Source organism: Pseudoalteromonas sp. KG3 (assembly GCF_030436385.1).
Taxonomy (GTDB): domain Bacteria; phylum Pseudomonadota; class Gammaproteobacteria; order Enterobacterales; family Alteromonadaceae; genus Pseudoalteromonas; species Pseudoalteromonas prydzensis.
Genome location: NZ_CP098524.1, coordinates 816,966 through 835,789, shown reverse-complemented (window position 1 = coordinate 835,789; position 18,824 = coordinate 816,966). Strand labels below are relative to the sequence as shown.

Here is an 18,824-nt window from a genome sequence, read left to right as displayed (position 1 = left end):
TCGTCTCTTTACTCTCGCTAACTTTACTCTCGCTAACTTCCCCTCACTTTTGTAAACCCCCTTTACAAAAAGTGAGTGCTTATTCACATTGAGCAATATTTATATCGGACTTAGTAGGTAAGCTGAGTTAGTAAAATTTCGGTTTATAGCAATTTCAGTCAGTTGAGTTAGTAAAAAATCGGTTTGAGTCACTGTTTATGGCGTTTCAGTTAGTAAAAAAATGGTTTGTAACGACTTTGAGTTAGTAAAAAATCGGTTTATATCGCTTAACTAATAAGAATAAACGACACTATTTATCAATAATCCCCCTTCTAAAGAGTAAAATCAGCTCTAACAGGCCAAAATCAGTAGAGGATACAAACCACTCCCCTCGCTTGATGAAATTCTGATCCAAAAAAGCTTCACTTAATTAAACTCTGATCTGAAAAGTTAGAGCCTAGACTCCTGCTAGTAAAATAGTGATCTGAGTTAGCAAGTTAGCAAGTTAGCAAGTTAGCAAGTTAGCAAGTTAGCAAGTTAGGTTACGCTTAAAACTCCGCTATGCACAAGCTTATTCATTTAGCTATGCACGAAAAAAGGGCCTTGCGGCCCTTGTAACACTGTTGAGTTGGAATGTTGTTTTACTTTTTAAAATTGATTCATAGTATTCGCTTCACCGCCCGCTTTAAGCGCATTATCACCTGAGAAATACTCTTTATGTGTATCACCGATATTAGAACCCGCTAAGTCTTGGTGCTTCACTGACGCTTGCTCACGACGAATTTCTTGGCGCTGTACATCACGTACATAAGCTAGCATTCCTAAGTCGCCAAAGTAACCTTCAGATAGAATATCTGTGCTTAATGCTGCTGTATGGTACGTTGGTAAAGTAATTAAATGATGGAAAATCCCTGCTTCACGTGCGCCATCGCGTTGGAAGTTTTGTACTAACACATCGGCTGCTTGTGCCAATTCAGTATTATCCATTTCAGGTGCCATCAGTGCCTTATTATCATCAATGCTTGGGTAAGCTGATAAATCTTTACCTTCATCAAGCCACTGTTGATAAACCTGCTCACGGAATTTAAGTGTCCAGTTAAATGATGGTGAATTGTTGTAAACCAGTTTCGCGTCTGGTACTTGCTGTTTAACACGATTTACCAATTCAGCGATTTGCTTAACGTGTGGTTTTTCAGTTTCAATCCACAGTAAATCGGCGCCTGACTGCAAGCTGGTCACACAATCAAGTACCACACGGTCCTTCTCTGTGCCTTCGCGGAATTGATAAAGGCCGTTATCAAGGCGGGTTGGTTTACACAATTGGCCGTTAAGCTTCATTGCAGTGTCACCTTCGTTTAAGTCCTCTACGCCGTTAATCGGTGTGGTTTCTAAAAACGCATTGTATTGGCTCGCAAGATCGCCAGGTGTTTGCGATACCGGCACTTTTTGGGTCAAACTTGCACCCAGTGAATCAGTACGCGCTACGATAATGCCGTTATCAATGCCAAGCTCTAAAAATGCATAACGTACCGCATTAATTTTTGCTAAAAAGTCTTCATGCGGCACCGTTACTTTACCTGCTTGGTGACCACATTGTTTTGCATCTGACACTTGGTTTTCGATTTGAATGGCACATGCGCCAGCTTCAATCATCTTTTTAGCCAGTAAATAGGTTGCTTCTTCATTACCAAAACCGGCATCAATATCGGCAATAATTGGCACTACATGACTTTCAAAGTTATCGATCTTATCTAGCACTGCTTGCACATCACCGCCGCTTGCTTTTGCAGCATCAAGGTCTTTAAATAAATGGTCTAATTCGCGAGCATCGGCTTGTTTTAAGAACGTATAAATTTCTTCAATAAGCGCTGGCACTGAAGTTTTCTCATGCATACTTTGATCAGGCAGTGGGCCAAATTCAGAGCGAAGTGCTGCAACCATCCAACCACTTAAGTATACGTAGCTGCGCTTAGTTGTTTTTTGATGACGCTTAATTGCCATCATCATTTGTTGCGCAGTAAAGCCATGCCAGCAGCCTAAAGATTGCGTGTATTGACTAGTATCAGCATCATATGCCGCCATATCTTCACGCATAATATCTGCCGTAAATTGTGCGATATCAAGCCCAGTACGAAAGCGATTTTGCAAACGCATACGACTGGCGTACTCAGGGTTAATCGCTTGCCATTGTTTACCTTGTGCTTGACAAAGTGTTGCTAACGAATCTGTTTCACGTTGATAAGTAGTCATAATAAAAATCCTTTGAACGGGTTAATACAAATTTATATTTCTGATTGTGAGAGAGGCTAATGAGGGTTTGCTCGTTAGCGCTTAAAACAACATTAGGCTGATTTTTCAGATTTAGTAAATTTATAGTTGTTATGCTGGCTATATACTTTATGAATGGACAAAACCACACTGAACGGTCGTTTTTGAGTTATGGTTACAGCACGACAATCAACAATTGTCATTTAATTAGCACCGCGACCGTTTAAAAGGATACCGATTATGACCACCTCTCACAGCAAGTTTGGGCTAACTGTTAATAGCCAGTTAGCCGATTTTGTTAACCAACAACTGCTACCGGGTACCGGCATTAGTAAACAGCATTTTTGGCAAGGCTTTGCTGATATTATTGATGATTTAAGCCCTATCAACCGCCAGTTACTTATTAAGCGTGAAGACTTGCAACATCAAATTGATAGCTATCATGTTGCTCACAAACACTGGGACGCTGCGCACTATCAACAATTCTTAACAGATATTGGTTATTTGGTTGCTGAGCCAGAAAACTTTTCTATTGAAACTGATAACGTGGAGCCCGAAATAGCACGCACAGCAGGCCCGCAGCTCGTTGTGCCAGTAAGCAATGCACGCTTTGCTCTTAATGCTGCAAACGCTCGCTGGGGCTCGTTATACGATGCTTTATACGGCACTGATGTGTTAAGTGAAGAGGATGGAGCCGAAAAAGGCAGCACTTATAATCCTGTTCGCGGCTTTAAAGTAATGGCCTATGCAAGGCAGTTTTTAGATAAAGCCATCCCCCTTGAAAATGGCTCACATATCGAAAGCACTAATTATTCGGTAGTGAATGGACAGCTTTTTATCACCTTACGTGATAGCTCACAAACTGGGTTAAAACAACCAACACAACTTGTTGGTTTTCAAGGTGAAGCACAAAATCCAACGGCTATTTTACTGATCAACCACGGCTTACACATTGAGCTACAAATTGACCACAATCACCCAATTGGTAACGCCGATAAAGCCGGTTTAAAAGACGTGGTGCTAGAAGCCGCATTAACAACCATAATGGACTGTGAAGACTCCGTAGCCGCCGTTGACGGCGAAGATAAAGTGCAGGTTTACCAAAACTGGCTTGGTTTAATGAAAGGCACGCTGGTTGAATCATTCACTAAAGAAGGTAAAACCATTGAGCGTACACTGGCGCCAGATCGCAACTACAGCGGGGTTAATGGCCAACCGTTGACTTTAAAAGGCCGCAGTATGATGTTCATCCGTAATGTTGGCCACTTGATGACCAATCCTGCAATACAAGATAGCCAAGGTCGGGATGTATTTGAAGGCATTATGGATGCGGTGATCACAGCCACTGCAGCGCTGCATGACTTACAAGGTAATAGCCCAGTTAAAAACTCCAGTGCAGCCAGTATCAATATTGTAAAACCCAAAATGCATGGCCCGGAAGAAGTCGCCTTTACAAACACCCTATTTAGCCGCGTTGAGCAGTTACTACAGCTTCCTGCAAACACCGTGAAAATGGGCATTATGGATGAAGAGCGCCGTACTTCTGTTAACCTTAAAGCCTGTATCGCAGCAGCAAAAGAGCGCGTTGTCTTTATTAACACTGGCTTTTTAGACCGCACTGGGGATGAAATTCATACCTCAATGCAAGCCGGAGTAGTACTGCCAAAGGCCGCCATTAAACAACAACCTTGGATAGCAGCATACGAAGACCGTAATGTTGATATCGGCTTGCAAACCGGCTTAAGTGGCCGCGCGCAAATCGGTAAAGGTATGTGGCCAATGCCTGATAAAATGGCATTAATGATGGAACAAAAAATTGCCCATCCGCAATCTGGCGCAAACACCGCCTGGGTGCCCTCCCCGACTGCTGCTACGTTACATGCTATGCACTACCATGATGTTGATGTATTTGCCTGCCAAAAAGCCATCTCTGAACGTCAACAAGCCAGTTTAACGCAGCTACTCACCCCACCTTTGATGGTCGATCCGAATAGTTTAACTAAAGAAGACATTCAGGCCGAGCTTGATAACAATGCACAAGGTATTTTAGGTTACGTGGTGCGCTGGATTGATCAAGGCGTTGGCTGCTCTAAAGTACCTGATATTAACCACATAGGCTTGATGGAAGATAGAGCAACCTTGCGTATATCAAGTCAACATATGGCTAACTGGTTGCATCACGGAGTGTGTACACAAGCGCAAATAGAAAACACCATGGCCAAAATGGCTAAAGTTGTGGATGGTCAAAATGAGGGCGATGCTAACTATATTGCGATGGCTGATTCTGAGCAAAGTTTAGCGCAAAGTATTGCCTACCAAGCCGCCCTAGCCCTTGTGTTAGAAGGGGTTAAGCAGCCTAGTGGCTATACTGAACCATTATTGCATGCGTTTCGTATAAAGTTTAAAGCGCAACGATAACTCCCCTTCGAGTTTGTTAGTGTCATATTGCCAGCCCTCGGGCTGGCTTTTTTTTACTTAAATAGCCTATCGCCATAATTACAGTGAATAGCTAGCATTCAGTGATGTATTCACCATCGAAAATACAGAGTTCATAGAGAAGAAATTAATAATTTTTTACTTAAGCTTTCTCTGTGTAGCGCGCAGCGCCTCCTGCCCTCGGTGGTAAAATAAACTTGTTGGATAAATGACTACAGGAGCACGGTGGGTAATTACCTTTAAACGAATACCTTGCCACCGCGAATAATCTTATTATCGCGAGGTAAACTCGCTGCTACCCTTAACTTACAACCGTTGCATTGTGATAAACATTTTGTACGTCATCACAATCTTCAAGCATGGTTATAAACTTTTCAAAATTAGCGATGTCGTCCGGATCAGTTATATCGACATGGACTTGCGGTACGAAGGTAATTTCGTCAACTTCAAAGTTAATATCTGCAAAGGCATCTTCTAGCGCGGTTTTTGCTTTGTAATACTCTGTATGTGGAGCGAAAACAGATACTTTGCCATCTTCAACTTCAACATCGGTTACATCCACGTCAGCCATCATCAGCGCTTCTAACACCACTTCATCGTCATCACCGGAAAAGCCAAGTACAGCTAAGTGGTCAAACATATGGGCTACACAGCCTGGCGTGCCTATTTTAGAGTCTGTTTTAGTGAACGGTAAGCGAACATCTTTGATAGTACGATTTGGGTTATCTGTTAAACAATCCACTATCACCATACAATTACCTGGGCCATAACCTTCATAGCGTGCTGTTGAATAGTCTTCCCCTGCACCACCGGCTGCTTTTTCTATCGCTTTTTCGATTACATGCGCAGGAACTTGATCTCGCTTGGCACGTTCAATTAAACGTTTTAAAGATTGGTTTACTTCTGGATCAGGTTCACCATTTTTTGCAGCGACGTAAATTTCTTTACCGTATTTAGAATTAACTTTGGTTTTCGCATTGGCAGTTTTTGCCATGGCGTTTTTACGGACTTCAAATGCTCTGCCCATCTTATGCCTCTATTGGAAACTCGTGATTGACGCCATTTTAACAATTCGCACAGTTTTCAGCTAGTGATTAAATGATTGCAAAATTACTATTTGATATTTAATTTTTATGAACTTTGCATCAACAAAAGTTAAATTACACTCTATTTAACATAATAACCAATTTCATAAAGCGGTGGAATGTGAGGACTGTGATAATAACTGTTTTTCATTTAATTGATTTATTAACCCCGGTAATTCAGAAAAATGCTTTACAATGTAATCGGCTTGATTGGCATACGCAGGAATATCGCTAGGTGCATATAAGCAAGCGCGCATATTCGCATTATGTGCCGCTTGTATATCATAAAGATAATCCCCAACATAAAGTACATGCTGCTGCTCCATTTCCCATAATGTTGCAATTGCATTTAGGGCACTAGGATCAGGTTTTGCAGGGGCATCACTGCGGGTCAGTACTGTTTGAATTGGCAATGGATTATTTTTTAATTTAAGCGCTGCTGCGCGATCATAATTTCGCGTTACGATTGCCATCGGCAGGGCTTGTTGTTTTAACCTTGCAACTGCTTGCGCCACGCCAGGTAAAAGGGTTGCATGTTGCGCATCTATTAATTCATGTTGATGTACTATATTCATTGCTTCTTCACGCATATAAGGAGAAGGAAGCTGAGCTATAAAACTAAGTAAATCGAGCTCTGCTGGGCAACCAATTTGCGCCTTTATCAAGGTAAAATCTAACTCCGATGACATAAGCGTGCCATCTAAATCAAAAATCACCCCAGCGACCATATTCTCATGCAAATTCATATCTTTCCTTGTCTATGATACCTATCGACTTGAATACTTAACACGATTGGTATGATTTCAAATTCATCCCAGTAACTTCCTATAAGATAGTTTAAGTAATTGGATATGAGAAGAAATTTAAAGAAAAAAACGCGCACAAAACTACTGTGCGCGTCGGTTGGGAAATAACAACTAAAACTAATTATTGCTTGCTGCTAATGGCTCAAAGCGAGCTTCAAGCCACGTATCGTCTTGGGTGAAATGCAAGGTTTTTACTTTGCCTTTGCCTTCAACGTTAACCATATTGACTTGTGCAGGCCATAAATCACGCAGTGCACCATGACTCATGCGAATGCCTTTAATATCTTTAGGGATAGGGGCTTCTTGGTATACCCAAAAGAACTTTCCATCTATTTGAGCGCCCACTTCCTGCAATTTTAATGGCTGTCCATCAAGTGTTTGCAGAGCAACATGTGACTCGATGTAGTCTGCAAAACGTTGTTGATCCTCTTTATTACTTATAATATCGGCACTGCCAGGAAATAAATGCTCCACAGCATGCTCAGTATCGTGTAAATAAAAACGATGCATCAACTCGATGTTGTTAGTACGTTTATTAAATAAAACCGTGGTTACAGAGGCTTTCAGTTGGTGCGCCATTGCAGGCGCAGCAACGAGTAAAGCAAGAGTAATGAGTAAAAAACGCATTATTTTTGTTCCTTAGCGTCATCTTTTTCTTCATCATTTTTTAATTCAGTTTTAATATCATGCATGATATCGCGGCTGACTTTCGCTTTGCTCTTATCACGTTTATACACTTCAATACGTGATGGAATAATACGGCGAGGGTAGTTATTATTTTCAACATCTACATCAGCCGTTTCCCAGCGAGGATCAACAGAAACTGAAACAAGCGGTTTATTGTTATCAGTGATAATTAACTTTTGCACATGTTTATGATTACGGCGCCAAATTTCAGCCGGAATATACTGCTCTTCTTTACTGCCGTCTTCATATGTTAGCTCAAGTAGAATTGGCATCACTAAACCACCCAAGTTTGAAAACTCCAGCACATAGTAATTTTTATCTTCTTCAACTGCACGATCCAGTACTTTACGCTCCCACGGCTCTAAACCTTTTAAGAACTTGTTATACGCGTTACGCTCTTTATTCGTTACAGTGAAGCGGTCATTACCGTCATAGAAATCAGTCACGTCTGGGTTTTCTTCAACCCATAACTTCTTACCTTCGGCCTTATTGCGCTCAACGAATAACGGCATTGGTTTCGCCGCTTCAATATCACGTAAGCGGTTAAAATCAATATCTGGGTTTTTGGTGTCTAAACGTAATTGATAGACCTTATCTAACGAGATATCTACATGATCTGTGGTGTAAAACCAACCACGCCAAAACCAATCTAAATCAACCCCTGACGCTTCTTCCATCGTACGGAAAAAGTCAGCTGGGGTAGGGCGCTTATATTTCCAGCGCAATGCATATTCTTTAAAGGCAAAGTCAAATAGCTCTCGGCCCAAAATAACTTCACGAAGAATATTCAGTGCCGCAGCAGGTTTAGTATAAGCATTCGGGCCTAAACGCAATACGCTGTCAGACTGCGTCATAATAGGCACTTGGTTTTCAGACTTCATATACGCGACGATATCGCGCGGCTCTACGCCCCATGGAATAGTAGGGTCCCACTCACGGCCCGCAACGCCATCTAAAAAGCTATTCAAGCCTTCATCCATCCAGGTCCACTGGCGCTCATCAGAGTTAACCACCATAGGGAAATAGATATGGCCTACTTCGTGGATCACCACGCCAATTAAAAAGCGCTTTTCAGCTTGCGAGTAGGTACGAGTGCCATCATCTTGTAACTTTGTACGAGGACCATTGAAGGTGATCATAGGGTATTCCATACCACCGACCGGGCCATTTACTGACTGTGCTACAGGGTAAGGGTAATCAAATGAGAAGCGTGAATATACTTCCATGGTATGAACGATGGCTTCGGTTGAATACTTTTTCCAAAGATCGCCACCTTCTTTAGGGAAAAATGACATTGCCATCACTAATGGCTGATCATCTCCACCTTGCTGATAGCCTTTAGCGTCCCACATAAATTTACGTGAAGAAGCCCATGCAAAATCACGTACGTTTTCGGCTTTAAAGCGCCACGTTTTGGTTTGGTCTGTGCCTTGTTTTTCGTTTTCTAGTGCTTCTTCTTCAGTGACAATGAAAACTGGGCGTTTTGCTTTTTCGGCTTGTTCTAAACGATTACGCTGAGTGCGCGTTAACACACTGCTGGCATTATCAAGTTTACCCGTTGCTGATACGATATGATCTGCAGGCACAGTGATCTCAACATCATAATCACCGAATTCAAGGGTAAACTCACCACTGCCTAAAAACGCTTTATTAGTCCACGCTTCATAATCTGTATATGCGGCTAAACGCGGGAACCACTGCGCAAGTAAAAATATGTCATTACCATCTTCTGCAAAGTGTTCATAGCCTGAGCGAGCACCGACGGCATCTTCCTCAACAATGTTGAAAGCAAAGTTCATACTGAACTCAACATCTTTACCTGGTTTAAGTGGCTCGTTTAGATCAACACGCATTAACGTATCAACCACAGTTACTTTTAGCTCTTTACCGCTCTCATCTTTAACATTAGCGACCGTAAAACCTAACTCATTATCGCTCATAAATTGCTGACGACGAAGTTGCCCTAAGCTTAACTTTGCCGGTTTGTCGTCTGGACGGCCTTGTAATTTATCAGCGTTAAAGGTTGCAGTACGTTCTGCGATTGAATCACTTTTAAAGATATTTTGGTCGAGTTGTAACCATAAATACTTCAACGTATGTGGCGAGTTATTTTTGTATTCAATAGTTTGGCTTGCAGTTAAACGGCGCTTTTGCTCATCTAACGTCACATCAATGTCGTAATTTACTTTCTGTTGCCAATATTTCTCACCAGGTTCACCGGCTGCACTGCGATAGACATTAGGTGTTGGTAACGCTTCATCGAGTTGACGAAACTTATCAACATAGCTGCCTTTAGTTTGCTCAACTGAAGACGCCAAAACAGAACCTGAGAGTGCTAATGGTAAAAACAAAGCCCCTAATGTTATTACTGCTTTTTTCATAATTAATCCTGTTAAATTTCCGTTAGCCTACTTTGTCAAAATGGTCACAATTATTCAATAAAATAGCGACAAACCACCGCTTTTATAGGGTAGAAAATGAGGTATACGAAAACCGTCATTAATCTTAAAAATAAAAGTAATGTAAAGGGGGTTTACAGCAGCCATTACATAAAATTCAAGCGTAATCATGAGCATGTTTTACAGTAAAATTAATTAATGTTTACCGAGGTTGCTGATGAAATTTCATATAGTAAAAACTGGCGTGTTTTATGCTGCATATTGTTGGTTATTGCGGTAACTTTGAGCCTAATTTCGGCTATTTTTAGTTTAATTACTAAATAGTGAATTCTTTAGTTGACCTTTATAGTCTTTTGTATTTAAAATCGCCCACTTTTTTAATTTGAGGGGGTTTAAAAGCATGGCTTTTCCTTTCAAATATGTTTCAACAATCAAGTAAAATGCGGTGGTCGTATGGATTTTTATATCCTAAAAAAACAACAAGAATTGATTGCAATTCCAGCAGATGAACAAAGTTGTAAACAGTATCTAGATTCGGGCTATTTTTATATCGATAAAGTGGCCGCTTGTAACGAAACTAATGCATTAAAAGTATTACAAGCAAAACAAACCAAAGCCCTAAAGGTGCCTTTAGTGATGGCATTATTAGCATTGCCGATTGTGATTTTTGCCTGGTATAACCTCAGCCCTTAACTATGCCCTTGCATCTTAATTTAGCTTGGGTATATTGACGCTCTTAACAGATTTTAAGAGCGTGACATGAAAGTCTTACACACCTCAGATTGGCATCTTGGCCAACAATTTTATGAACATCACCGTGCAGGTGAACACCAGCAGTTTTTTAATTGGCTGATTGACACGCTCGTCAATGAAGAAATCGATTTACTGTTAGTTGCTGGCGATATTTATCACACCGCAACACCACCTGCTAGCAGTGAAAACCAGCTTTATCAGTTCATCAAAAACGTTAAAAAACGCTGCCCAGCATTACAAATAGTTATTATTGCTGGTAACCATGATTCAGCAAATCGCATTATGACTGCAAAACCTTTGCTGGCACAGTTTGATACCCATGTAGTAGGGCGTTTTGATGCGAATAACCCTGATGATGTTGTGATCCGCATAAACACAGATACAGTAAACGCTCATATCGTCGCCATGCCGTTTTTACGTGCCAGTGACGTCACAACCTTAAGTAATACAGAAAACGGGCAAGATTACGCTCAGGGCATTGCTAAAGCGTACCAACTTAGCAGCGAATGCGCACTTAAAAATAAACCCGTCGCTACGCCATTGATCATCATGGGTCACTTGCATGCAAAAGGGGGCGATATTTCCAGTGATTCCGAGCGCAATTTGATAATTGGTGGTGAAGAATCAGTCACCGCACAAATCTTTAGTGAGCAGGCAAATTACGTGGCGCTAGGGCATTTACATAAAGCGCAGCAAGTCGCAAAGTCTGACACTATCCGCTATAGCGGCACACCTATGCCTATGTCGTTTTCTGAGCGTCATTATAAGCATCAAGTATGCATTGCAGAATTCACAATCACCAATCAGCAAATTGCCGTTACTGTAAACCCCCTTTACATTCCACGTACCGCTGAGGTAATTCTGTTACCTGAAGGAGAGTGTGTTCCCGCTGAACAATTATGCGAGCAAATAGCGGCTCTAGATCTCAGCAGTTACAGCCAACCTCCATATTTAAGAGTCAAGCTCAGTGCAGGGGATACCGATACCACCTTTAGAGAGCAAATTGAAAAAGCACTAGAAAATAAAGCGGTAAATTTTTGTGGTATAGAACGTGTACGGCAAACAAATAAACAACAAAGCAGCGCTATATTTGAAGATCTAAGCCAAGTTGAAATGCTCAACCCGCAAACCTTATTAGAGCAAGCATTCGCAAATAATAAAGATATGGCTGGGCAAAGCGTACCTGAAGAGCTAAAAACGCTTTTAAATGCGGTGATAAGTGAACTGACGGAGCAAGAGCAACTATGAAAATAACCGCTGTACGGATCCATAATTTAGCCTCAATTGTTGATGCTGAAATAGACTTTACCAAAGCGCCCTTAAAAGATGCTGGCTTATTCGCTATAACTGGTGATACTGGGGCGGGAAAGAGTACTTTTTTAGATGCAATCTGCTTAGCCCTTTATACTAAAACAGCCAGACTAAAAGGCGATAAAGGTAACTTAATAGATTTTAATGGCGACAATATTAAGCTCAATGATCCTCGTAATTTACTACGCAGGGGAACATCAACAGGCTATGCAGAGGTGGACTTTGTAGGTCAAGATAAATGCCAATATAGAGCAAGATACACAATACAACGGGCTCATAAAAAGGTAACTGGAAAATTAAAAACCGCCGAACATAGCCTATTTAGCTTACCTGACGAAGCGCTTATTGCCGATAAAAGTAACACCATCAAGCACATTGAAAGTAAAATAGGGCTTAGCTTTGAGCAGTTCTCTCGTGCAGTTTTATTAGCACAACACGAGTTTGCTGCATTTTTAAAAGCCACCGGCGATGAACGCGCACACCTTCTAGAGTGTTTAACTGGCACAGATAAATTTAGCCTAATAGGCAAGCGAATTTTTGAGCGCCATAAAGAGCAAAAAGATAACTTAGAGTTATTAAAAGCAAGCTTGGCAAGTTATACCTTACTCACAGATGAAGAGTTAACGGCTAAAAAGGCACAACTAGCAGAATTAGAGCTACAAATAAAACAAGCAAAGCAACGTGTACTCAAGGCAGAGCAGGGCGTTAATTGGTATCAACAAGCCAACAAATTAGCACAGGCTTTGCAGCAAGCTCAACAAAACCAACAGCAAGCCAGCGCTGCCCTTGTTGCGATAGCAAAACAAAGTGAACAAGCGAAACAAGCACAAAGTGCGCTGGAAATTAAAGACAATCGCATTCGCTTTAAAAGCTTAACCACACAAAATAATGAGTTGAACGCTAAGCTTAGTGACTTAAAAAACATTGATCATAAGACACTGATTGCCAGCCTTGCCAGTACTCTTGAACAACACAGTCAAGCCTTGCAAACAGCTAAGCAGCAACAAAAAAACGCAGAGCCAATGCTCAGCAAGGCTCGAAAGCTTGATAATCAATTGGCAATCGATGCACAAAATATAACAAACCTAGGCCTGCAAGCAGATAAAGAACAATCACAATTAACAAATTTGCAGCAGCAACTTAAGCACAATCAAACAGAGCACGCCGCAGCAGAAAAACGCAATACTGAGCAGCAACAATGGTTAGAGCAGCATAAGCAACTTAAGCCATTAGCAAACGATTGGGCTTACTATCAGCACAGTTTTAAGCAATATATCAACGCCACCGAGCAGTTAAAGACGACCGCGGCACAAAGTAAACAACTAAGCGCTGAGCAGTCTAATCACCATGAGCAACTGACCGCGCAAAATAACCAAGTTGCAGCAAGTGAGCAAGCGTTAGTGCTTGAACAAACCGCACTCCAGCAGCTCAATCAGCAACAAAATCAATTTAATATTGAGCAGTGTGACGCCCAGCTAAAAAGTATCGATTATTTAAAAGAGCAGCGTGAACGCTATAAGCAGTTTAGCCAAGAGTTAAAACACAGTGCGCAGCAACAGGGCGAACTGACTAACAAATTGACTCATAGCGAACAGCAACAAGCAACATTGCAGCAAAATTTATTAACCTGTGAGCAAACCCTAAAACACAGCGAATATACGCTTAATCAAGCGCGGCTGCGTGCCAGTGAAAATGTTGAACACCTGCGCGCTCAACTTGTTCCTAACGAACCATGTATTGTTTGTGGCGCTACAGAGCACCCATTCTCGATTGCTCAAAACCAGCAATTAACGAATTTAATCGCCGACTTTGAAAGTGACTATAGCCACGCTAAACAGCGTTATGAACAAGCACAAACACAGCTGCATCAGCAACAAACTCAACATGCTGTGTTCGTCGCTGAGCACGCACAGTTAGAGCAGACGATACAGACTGTACAAGCCAAGCAACTAGACATTAAAAACACTATGCAAAGTACCCGCAGTGAACTAAATGACTTAACGGCTGAACAGCTAGACTCGCATTACCAACAACTAAACGAGCAAAAAGCCCAGTACTTTGCAGTGCAAAAACGCCAGCATGAGCTGCAAGAAAAAGTAAACCAACTGCAAAACAAGCTCAAAGCAGAACAACAAATTCAACAACAGTTACACAACCAGTATGTTGATTTAAGCAATCAACTTAACCAGTTAAGCAACAAACACAATGAACTAAATTCGCAAATAAATGAATTAACTCAGACCCTTGACGCACAGTTTTCACAAACTGAGTTTTGGCAACAATTGCAAAACAATACACTTGATCTCAATCAGCTTGCCCAGCAGGTAGAGCAATACCAACACACTCAAACCTTGCTTGAGGGCACTCAAAAACAGCTTGATAGTAGCGAACAAAAAACTCAGCAACTTAACCCATTGATCAGCGAAAGCGAACAAGCGCTAACAGCGTTAACTGGCGAGTTAGCCAAAGCACAGCAGCAGCATAACAACACCCAAAGCGAACGATTGGCACTATTTAATAATGAGCAAATTAGCGTAGACGATTACCAAGCAAGGCTCGCGACGCAACATGAGCAATGTCAAACACAACTAACACAAAGCCAGCAAGCCCATGACCAAGCAATCAAGCAACGTGACGAACAGGTGATTGCAATTAATAATCATCAACAACGCATAGAGGAGAACAGCCAAGAACTAAGTTCATTAACAGCCCGCTACGAGCAATGGTTTAGTGAATTTGCAAGCCAATATACCGATATCAGTCATGAACAGATCGCTATTTTACTAACTCTAAGCAGTGATGATATTAAAGCGCAATTACAGCAACATGAGCAATTAACACAAGCAGTTGTTGATGCAAATGCGGCATTAAAACAACAACAAAGCGCTCATCAACAACACCAAAGTAGCGATAAACCAGAGCAAACCGCTGACCAACTTGCAGCACAGTTAAATGCACTGATCGAGCAGCAAAACGTACTGCAAAAATCGCAACTGGAGACCAATACCGCACTTGAGCAACACAACCAAAACTGTCAGGCTTTGCAAGGTAAACAGCAGGAACTAGCGGCTTTACAACTGCAAGTTGAACAGTGGCATCTGCTCAATAAAGTGCTCGGCGATGCTACGGGTAAAACCATGCGTAACTTAGCGCAAACTCAAACCTTAAAAATTTTATTGCATTATGCCAATAGCCATTTGCGAACACTAAATAAACGCTATGAATTAACAGCCATAGAGCAGAGCTTAGACATTGCGATTGTGGATAAAGACATGGCTGACGAACAGCGCTCGGTAAATACCCTCTCAGGTGGTGAGTCGTTTTTAGTGTCATTGGCGCTGGCGCTAGGACTTGCTTCGCTATCGTCGAACAAAGTAAGCATTAATTCTTTGTTTATTGATGAAGGCTTTGGTACGTTAGACAGTGAAACACTTAGTATTGCCATGGATGCACTTGACTCTTTACAAGCGCAAGGGCGTAAAGTCGGGGTAATTTCCCATGTCTCACAAATGACCGAACGGGTTGCAACGCAAGTTCATGTCGCTAAAAAGCCCGGTGGTTATTCAACTATCTCTATAATATAAAGGATTGATTGATGCCAACATTTACACATGAAGAAGCTAAAGAGTACGATTCACGCATTACTCGTTTAGTGCCAGGCTATGATTTATTACATTCCACAACAGCAGCACAACTAAAGGTAACATTGCCCGATAATGCTCATATTCTCGTGGTTGGTTCTGGCACCGGCAAAGATATTGCTGCGCTTGCCGCACTTAATCCAAGCTGGCATTTCACCGCACAAGACATTTCGACTGATATGCTCAATATTGGCCAAAAGCGTTTTGCTGATTTAGGTATTAGTGATCGAGTAACAATCCATGTTGGCGATATCGAGCAATTAACAGATACATTTGATGCCGCATTGTGTTTACTAGTGCTGCACTTTGTTGCTGATAATGGCGATAAAAAATCATTACTTCGCGCCGTAGCCAAGCAATTAAAACCATCCGCACAACTGTATTTAGCTGATTTAATGCGCCCAGAAACAAGCTTTGAACGCGATGCACAATTTACTCTTTGCCAACAGTTAGGATTAACTGATATTGGCGTAGAGCGTATGAAACATAATTTTGAGCATGAATTTTACCCGTTAGACCGATTACGTCTCTCAGAACTACTCGATAATGCTGGCTACAGCACGCCTAAATTGTATTTTAAAGCACTAAGCTTTAGCGGCTATGTAATTCAAAAACAGTAAGGATCGAATAAGCTCAACCCGCTACAGCTTTGGTTGAGCTTATTAGTATAGTTCGCAGATGTTCGTGTTAGTTCGCAGATGCACGGGTTTGCATTAGGGCATTTTTAAAGTCATTGGTCCAATTACGGTACACTGTTTTCACATCTCCCATATTGAACACTTGGGTGTTTTGTTGCCATTGGTCCATCGCTTGACCACGGTCGGCTGCTTTTGCTATTACCGTATTGTCTTTGCCGTCTTTTATCCTCGCAAGCAGCACCATAGAGCCACTGTTTTGGGTATATGTTGCACCGCCACTTTGAAAGCTACGACGACTCGACTCAATCGGAGCAGCTAAGCGGATGTCTGTTACATATGTTTCAACTATAAGCGTATTGGCATCAGGCGCTGCTACTAATTGATAGGGCTGTTCATCATTAAAGACTGAGCTTACAGTTTGATTAAACGCCTCAGCAAGCTTGCCCTGCATCAAAACCTTCTGCACGACGGTCAATCCTCGGGGCTTCGTAATCTTCAGGATGTTCATTAGTGACAATAACAGGTGCAAAATAAACTTTTGTGAAACGGCTCCAATCGGTGCCCGCTTTGACATAAGCCATATTCATTTTCGCGTTTGTAACTTTTGATAAACCATCCTGCGTTTGTTCAGTTGTATCAACACTTAGCGGTGAGGAAGAGCACGCACCTAGTAACATAGTTAAGCTTAATACCAACAATGACTTTTTCATTATAATAATCCTTTTAAGTACAGTGTATTGGGGTAGAATCTTAATGGGATAAGTTTGCTATCCACAGTTCAAATTATGTAAAGTTAATGCCGTTAAAATTTAGCATACACTGATTATTATGCAATCAGATTAGCTATTATCGCCTTAATTGTACCTTTAATATAAACTTGGCTTCACTTAAAAATACTGGTAGGCTTTATACTCATCTTTTACAGGACCTAAACTAATGAAAAAATGGATTTTTATCTTAGTGGCACTAAGCTTGTCGCTTTTATTAATAGCAACAACGACAGCTAATACTGCACAGCAATCATTAAAACACACTGATCTAGTTAGCTCCCCCTTTGCAGGTTCAACACTCGAGTCATATTTTTATCATCGTTATAAAAAACACACTGTATTATATGCAGAGTATCAACCGCAGCAACACTGCAATGTGCGGGCGAATGCTGAAGATTTAACTGTTTGGTGTAAAAAAAGCATAGCCGCGCAACCCCCCTTGGGCGAGCACTCAAGCAGCACCTCAAAACGCACTGAAGCTGCTCCTGATGACCAAGTATTCGAAATTACCTTACCCAAAAACATTCCACCATCCCTTGATTTATCAAGTAAACAGATCAGCCATCAAACACAAGTAAGTTTATTACAGCAGGTTTCACCTTTAATAGCTGTTGCATTTAGCTATTTATTAGTCGTTATTACGGTTTCACTTTTTCACTGGCGAGAAGCAAAAAAAGCATCTACTTACAACGATCAAAAGCAATAACGTGTTTGCACGCTATAAATAAAGCGTGCTTGATTATTAATCGTCAGTTTTTAATTGTTTAGCACGCTCTTGCGCTGCGATTAACTCGGCCGATTTAGGGACCTTTTTCTTCGGCACTATTGTTGGTTTTTCAGGCGAATTAGGGTCCCAGCTTGGATCCAAAGATAAGTTAGCAAATGGGTTAGCCTTTTGCTCAGTCGTCGCTGTGTCATCTTGATCAATGGATGGCTCATGCTCATTACTTTCAAGCTCTGGCTGCTGCTCAGCTGCCAGCTCTTCATTAAGTGCATCCAGCGCTTTTGTAAGGTCATCATCGCTGTCAGCCCCCACAGTATGGCCAGCTGTACTTTCAAGGCCTTGCTTAAATGAGTCAGTCTGCGGCGCAACTTCTTCTGTGCTATTCACTCGTTGCTCAGAGTCATCACTGGTTTGTACTTCAGACGATACGCTCGGTTTTTGGCCCGGTAATGGCGCATCGGGATCAAATGTACGTACTTCAGGCTCTTTGAAGTCGTGATCATTACTAAAAATACGTTGTGTCAGTTGCGCTTGTTTAGATCCATCGTCGTCAAGTGCTGAAATCTGTGGTTCAGTACTTGTCACATTTTCGGCGATGTGCTGTTGTGCTATTGGCTGCTGCGTTGCAGTCTGTTTCTTTTCATCAGCTACAACGCTTTTATTTGGCTTGTTAGATAAAGTGCTGGCAAGTGGGGCTGAGACGTTACTTTCGATTGATTCAGACGCTGAATTTTTCTTGCCGCGTAAACGCTGCAACAGTAATCCTGCTAACAACAACACCGCTAACAGCAATAAACTCGGCATTAATAATGAACCCGTTTCAGCATCATTATTGATTGTCTCACTAGTAATTGCCGGAGCTGACGCATTTACAGGCTGTTGATTTAACGGCTCAACTTGCTCTTTAATCAGCTCTGCAGTTGCTTCAACTTCGGTTGTTGAAACTTCACTCGCCTCTACCACCGCAGTTGCGACCGCTGTTTCGCTTGGCTTCGCTTGTGCAGCCGTTTGTTCAACTTTGCTGTCAAGGGGGTTTACAGCCGTACTCGGTTGCTCAGTAGGCACAGCGTTGCTGTCTTCAGCTTGCTTAGTAACTGGCTCAGGCATTGTGCTTTTTGGTGCTGTGATCTGTGGTTGCACCTTTTCGACTGGCGGTGGAATGCTGCAGTTTTTGTCGTAATCTCTGGCGGCATTGCGATAACTACGGCTGCTGGTGTTATCACTGTATTGCTGCATTTGTTGTTTATACAAAATACACATAGCTTCGCTGTATTTTGCAACGCTATTAAAACTACACGTTAGTAAAATAAAAAGGCTAAGCCGCGAT

14 protein-coding genes are annotated in these 18,824 nt (G+C 41.7%); 6 read left to right on the top strand and 8 right to left on the bottom strand.

The annotated features are described in order from the left end of the window. Window positions 1–627: 627 nt before the first annotated feature. Window positions 628–2,229, bottom strand: a complete 1,602-nt coding sequence (locus NDQ71_RS22160) for an isocitrate lyase (RefSeq protein ID WP_301562755.1) — start codon at window positions 2,227–2,229, stop codon at window positions 628–630. Window positions 2,230–2,487: 258 nt separating this feature from the next. Here NDQ71_RS22160 and NDQ71_RS22155 point away from each other — a divergent pair, with 258 nt between their 5' ends. After that, window positions 2,488–4,665, top strand: coding sequence for a malate synthase G (locus NDQ71_RS22155; RefSeq protein WP_192540179.1), 2,178 nt, complete (start codon window positions 2,488–2,490; stop codon window positions 4,663–4,665). Window positions 4,666–4,984: 319 nt separating this feature from the next. On the opposite strand, the gene NDQ71_RS22150 is transcribed toward NDQ71_RS22155, so the two are convergent. From NDQ71_RS22150 to NDQ71_RS22135, 4 genes are all read right to left on the bottom strand, one after another. Next, window positions 4,985–5,710 carry a YebC/PmpR family DNA-binding transcriptional regulator gene (locus NDQ71_RS22150; RefSeq protein ID WP_192540178.1) on the bottom strand — a complete coding sequence of 242 codons (726 nt, stop codon included), beginning with the start codon at window positions 5,708–5,710 and terminating at the stop codon, window positions 4,985–4,987. A 162-nt stretch (window positions 5,711–5,872) separates the two neighbouring features. After that, the gene (locus NDQ71_RS22145; protein WP_192540177.1) at window positions 5,873–6,514 is read right to left on the bottom strand and encodes an HAD family hydrolase; all 642 of its coding nucleotides are present in this window, start codon (window positions 6,512–6,514) and stop codon (window positions 5,873–5,875) included. Between the two features lie 177 nt (window positions 6,515–6,691). Beyond that, a complete protein-coding gene (locus tag NDQ71_RS22140) occupies window positions 6,692–7,201 on the bottom strand; it encodes a DUF6702 family protein (RefSeq protein ID WP_192540176.1) in 510 nt (169 codons plus the stop codon). Then, window positions 7,201–9,642, bottom strand: a complete 2,442-nt coding sequence (locus NDQ71_RS22135) for a M1 family metallopeptidase (protein ID WP_192540175.1) — start codon at window positions 9,640–9,642, stop codon at window positions 7,201–7,203. The genes NDQ71_RS22140 and NDQ71_RS22135 overlap by 1 nt, the downstream gene beginning before the upstream one ends. A gap of 471 nt (window positions 9,643–10,113) precedes the next feature. Here NDQ71_RS22135 and NDQ71_RS22130 point away from each other — a divergent pair, with 471 nt between their 5' ends. From NDQ71_RS22130 to NDQ71_RS22115, 4 genes are all read left to right on the top strand, one after another. Beyond that, complete coding sequence (locus NDQ71_RS22130; protein WP_064664794.1) at window positions 10,114–10,353, top strand: hypothetical protein; 240 nt, start codon at window positions 10,114–10,116, stop codon at window positions 10,351–10,353. Window positions 10,354–10,419: 66 nt separating this feature from the next. Continuing rightward, a complete protein-coding gene (locus NDQ71_RS22125) occupies window positions 10,420–11,661 on the top strand; it encodes an exonuclease SbcCD subunit D C-terminal domain-containing protein (RefSeq protein WP_192540174.1) in 1,242 nt (413 codons plus the stop codon). Next, complete coding sequence (locus NDQ71_RS22120) at window positions 11,658–15,308, top strand: AAA family ATPase (RefSeq protein WP_192540173.1); 3,651 nt, start codon at window positions 11,658–11,660, stop codon at window positions 15,306–15,308. Before NDQ71_RS22125 ends, NDQ71_RS22120 begins: the two co-directional genes overlap by 4 nt. Window positions 15,309–15,319: 11 nt before the next feature. Continuing rightward, window positions 15,320–15,985 carry a class I SAM-dependent methyltransferase gene (locus NDQ71_RS22115; protein WP_192540172.1) on the top strand — a complete coding sequence of 222 codons (666 nt, stop codon included), beginning with the start codon at window positions 15,320–15,322 and terminating at the stop codon, window positions 15,983–15,985. Window positions 15,986–16,052: 67 nt separating this feature from the next. Here the strand turns inward: NDQ71_RS22115 and NDQ71_RS22110 are convergent, their stop codons facing one another. Both NDQ71_RS22110 and NDQ71_RS22105 read right to left on the bottom strand, forming a co-directional pair. Beyond that, window positions 16,053–16,469, bottom strand: coding sequence for a DUF3313 family protein (locus NDQ71_RS22110; protein WP_301562754.1), 417 nt, complete (start codon window positions 16,467–16,469; stop codon window positions 16,053–16,055). Continuing rightward, on the bottom strand, window positions 16,435–16,713 hold the full coding sequence (locus tag NDQ71_RS22105; protein ID WP_225736422.1) for a hypothetical protein: 279 nt from the start codon (window positions 16,711–16,713) through the stop codon (window positions 16,435–16,437). The genes NDQ71_RS22110 and NDQ71_RS22105 overlap by 35 nt, the downstream gene beginning before the upstream one ends. 226 nt (window positions 16,714–16,939) lie before the next feature. On the opposite strand from NDQ71_RS22105, the gene NDQ71_RS22100 reads away from it, so the two are divergent. After that, window positions 16,940–17,479 carry a hypothetical protein gene (locus NDQ71_RS22100; RefSeq protein ID WP_192540171.1) on the top strand — a complete coding sequence of 180 codons (540 nt, stop codon included), beginning with the start codon at window positions 16,940–16,942 and terminating at the stop codon, window positions 17,477–17,479. 36 nt (window positions 17,480–17,515) lie between these two features. Here the strand turns inward: NDQ71_RS22100 and NDQ71_RS22095 are convergent, their stop codons facing one another. Beyond that, entirely contained in the window at window positions 17,516–18,748 is a 1,233-nt protein-coding gene (locus tag NDQ71_RS22095; RefSeq protein WP_192540170.1) for a hypothetical protein, read from the bottom strand. Window positions 18,749–18,824 lie beyond the last annotated feature (76 nt).

Bases quoted from the DNA above. Each gene is read 5' to 3' on its own strand.
- NDQ71_RS22130 (WP_064664794.1), top strand. From the start codon at position 10,114: ATGGATTTTTATATCCTAAAAAAACAACAAGAATTGATTGCAATTCCA.
- NDQ71_RS22145 (WP_192540177.1), bottom strand. From the start codon at position 6,514: ATGAATTTGCATGAGAATATGGTCGCTGGGGTGATTTTTGATTTAGAT.
- NDQ71_RS22105 (WP_225736422.1), bottom strand. From the start codon at position 16,713: ATGAAAAAGTCATTGTTGGTATTAAGCTTAACTATGTTACTAGGTGCG.
- NDQ71_RS22100 (WP_192540171.1), top strand. From the start codon at position 16,940: ATGAAAAAATGGATTTTTATCTTAGTGGCACTAAGCTTGTCGCTTTTA.
- NDQ71_RS22160 (WP_301562755.1), bottom strand. From the start codon at position 2,229: ATGACTACTTATCAACGTGAAACAGATTCGTTAGCAACACTTTGTCAA.
- NDQ71_RS22115 (WP_192540172.1), top strand. From the start codon at position 15,320: ATGCCAACATTTACACATGAAGAAGCTAAAGAGTACGATTCACGCATT.
- NDQ71_RS22140 (WP_192540176.1), bottom strand. From the start codon at position 7,201: ATGCGTTTTTTACTCATTACTCTTGCTTTACTCGTTGCTGCGCCTGCA.
- NDQ71_RS22155 (WP_192540179.1), top strand. From the start codon at position 2,488: ATGACCACCTCTCACAGCAAGTTTGGGCTAACTGTTAATAGCCAGTTA.
- NDQ71_RS22150 (WP_192540178.1), bottom strand. From the start codon at position 5,710: ATGGGCAGAGCATTTGAAGTCCGTAAAAACGCCATGGCAAAAACTGCC.
- NDQ71_RS22120 (WP_192540173.1), top strand. From the start codon at position 11,658: ATGAAAATAACCGCTGTACGGATCCATAATTTAGCCTCAATTGTTGAT.
- NDQ71_RS22135 (WP_192540175.1), bottom strand. From the start codon at position 9,642: ATGAAAAAAGCAGTAATAACATTAGGGGCTTTGTTTTTACCATTAGCA.
- NDQ71_RS22125 (WP_192540174.1), top strand. From the start codon at position 10,420: ATGAAAGTCTTACACACCTCAGATTGGCATCTTGGCCAACAATTTTAT.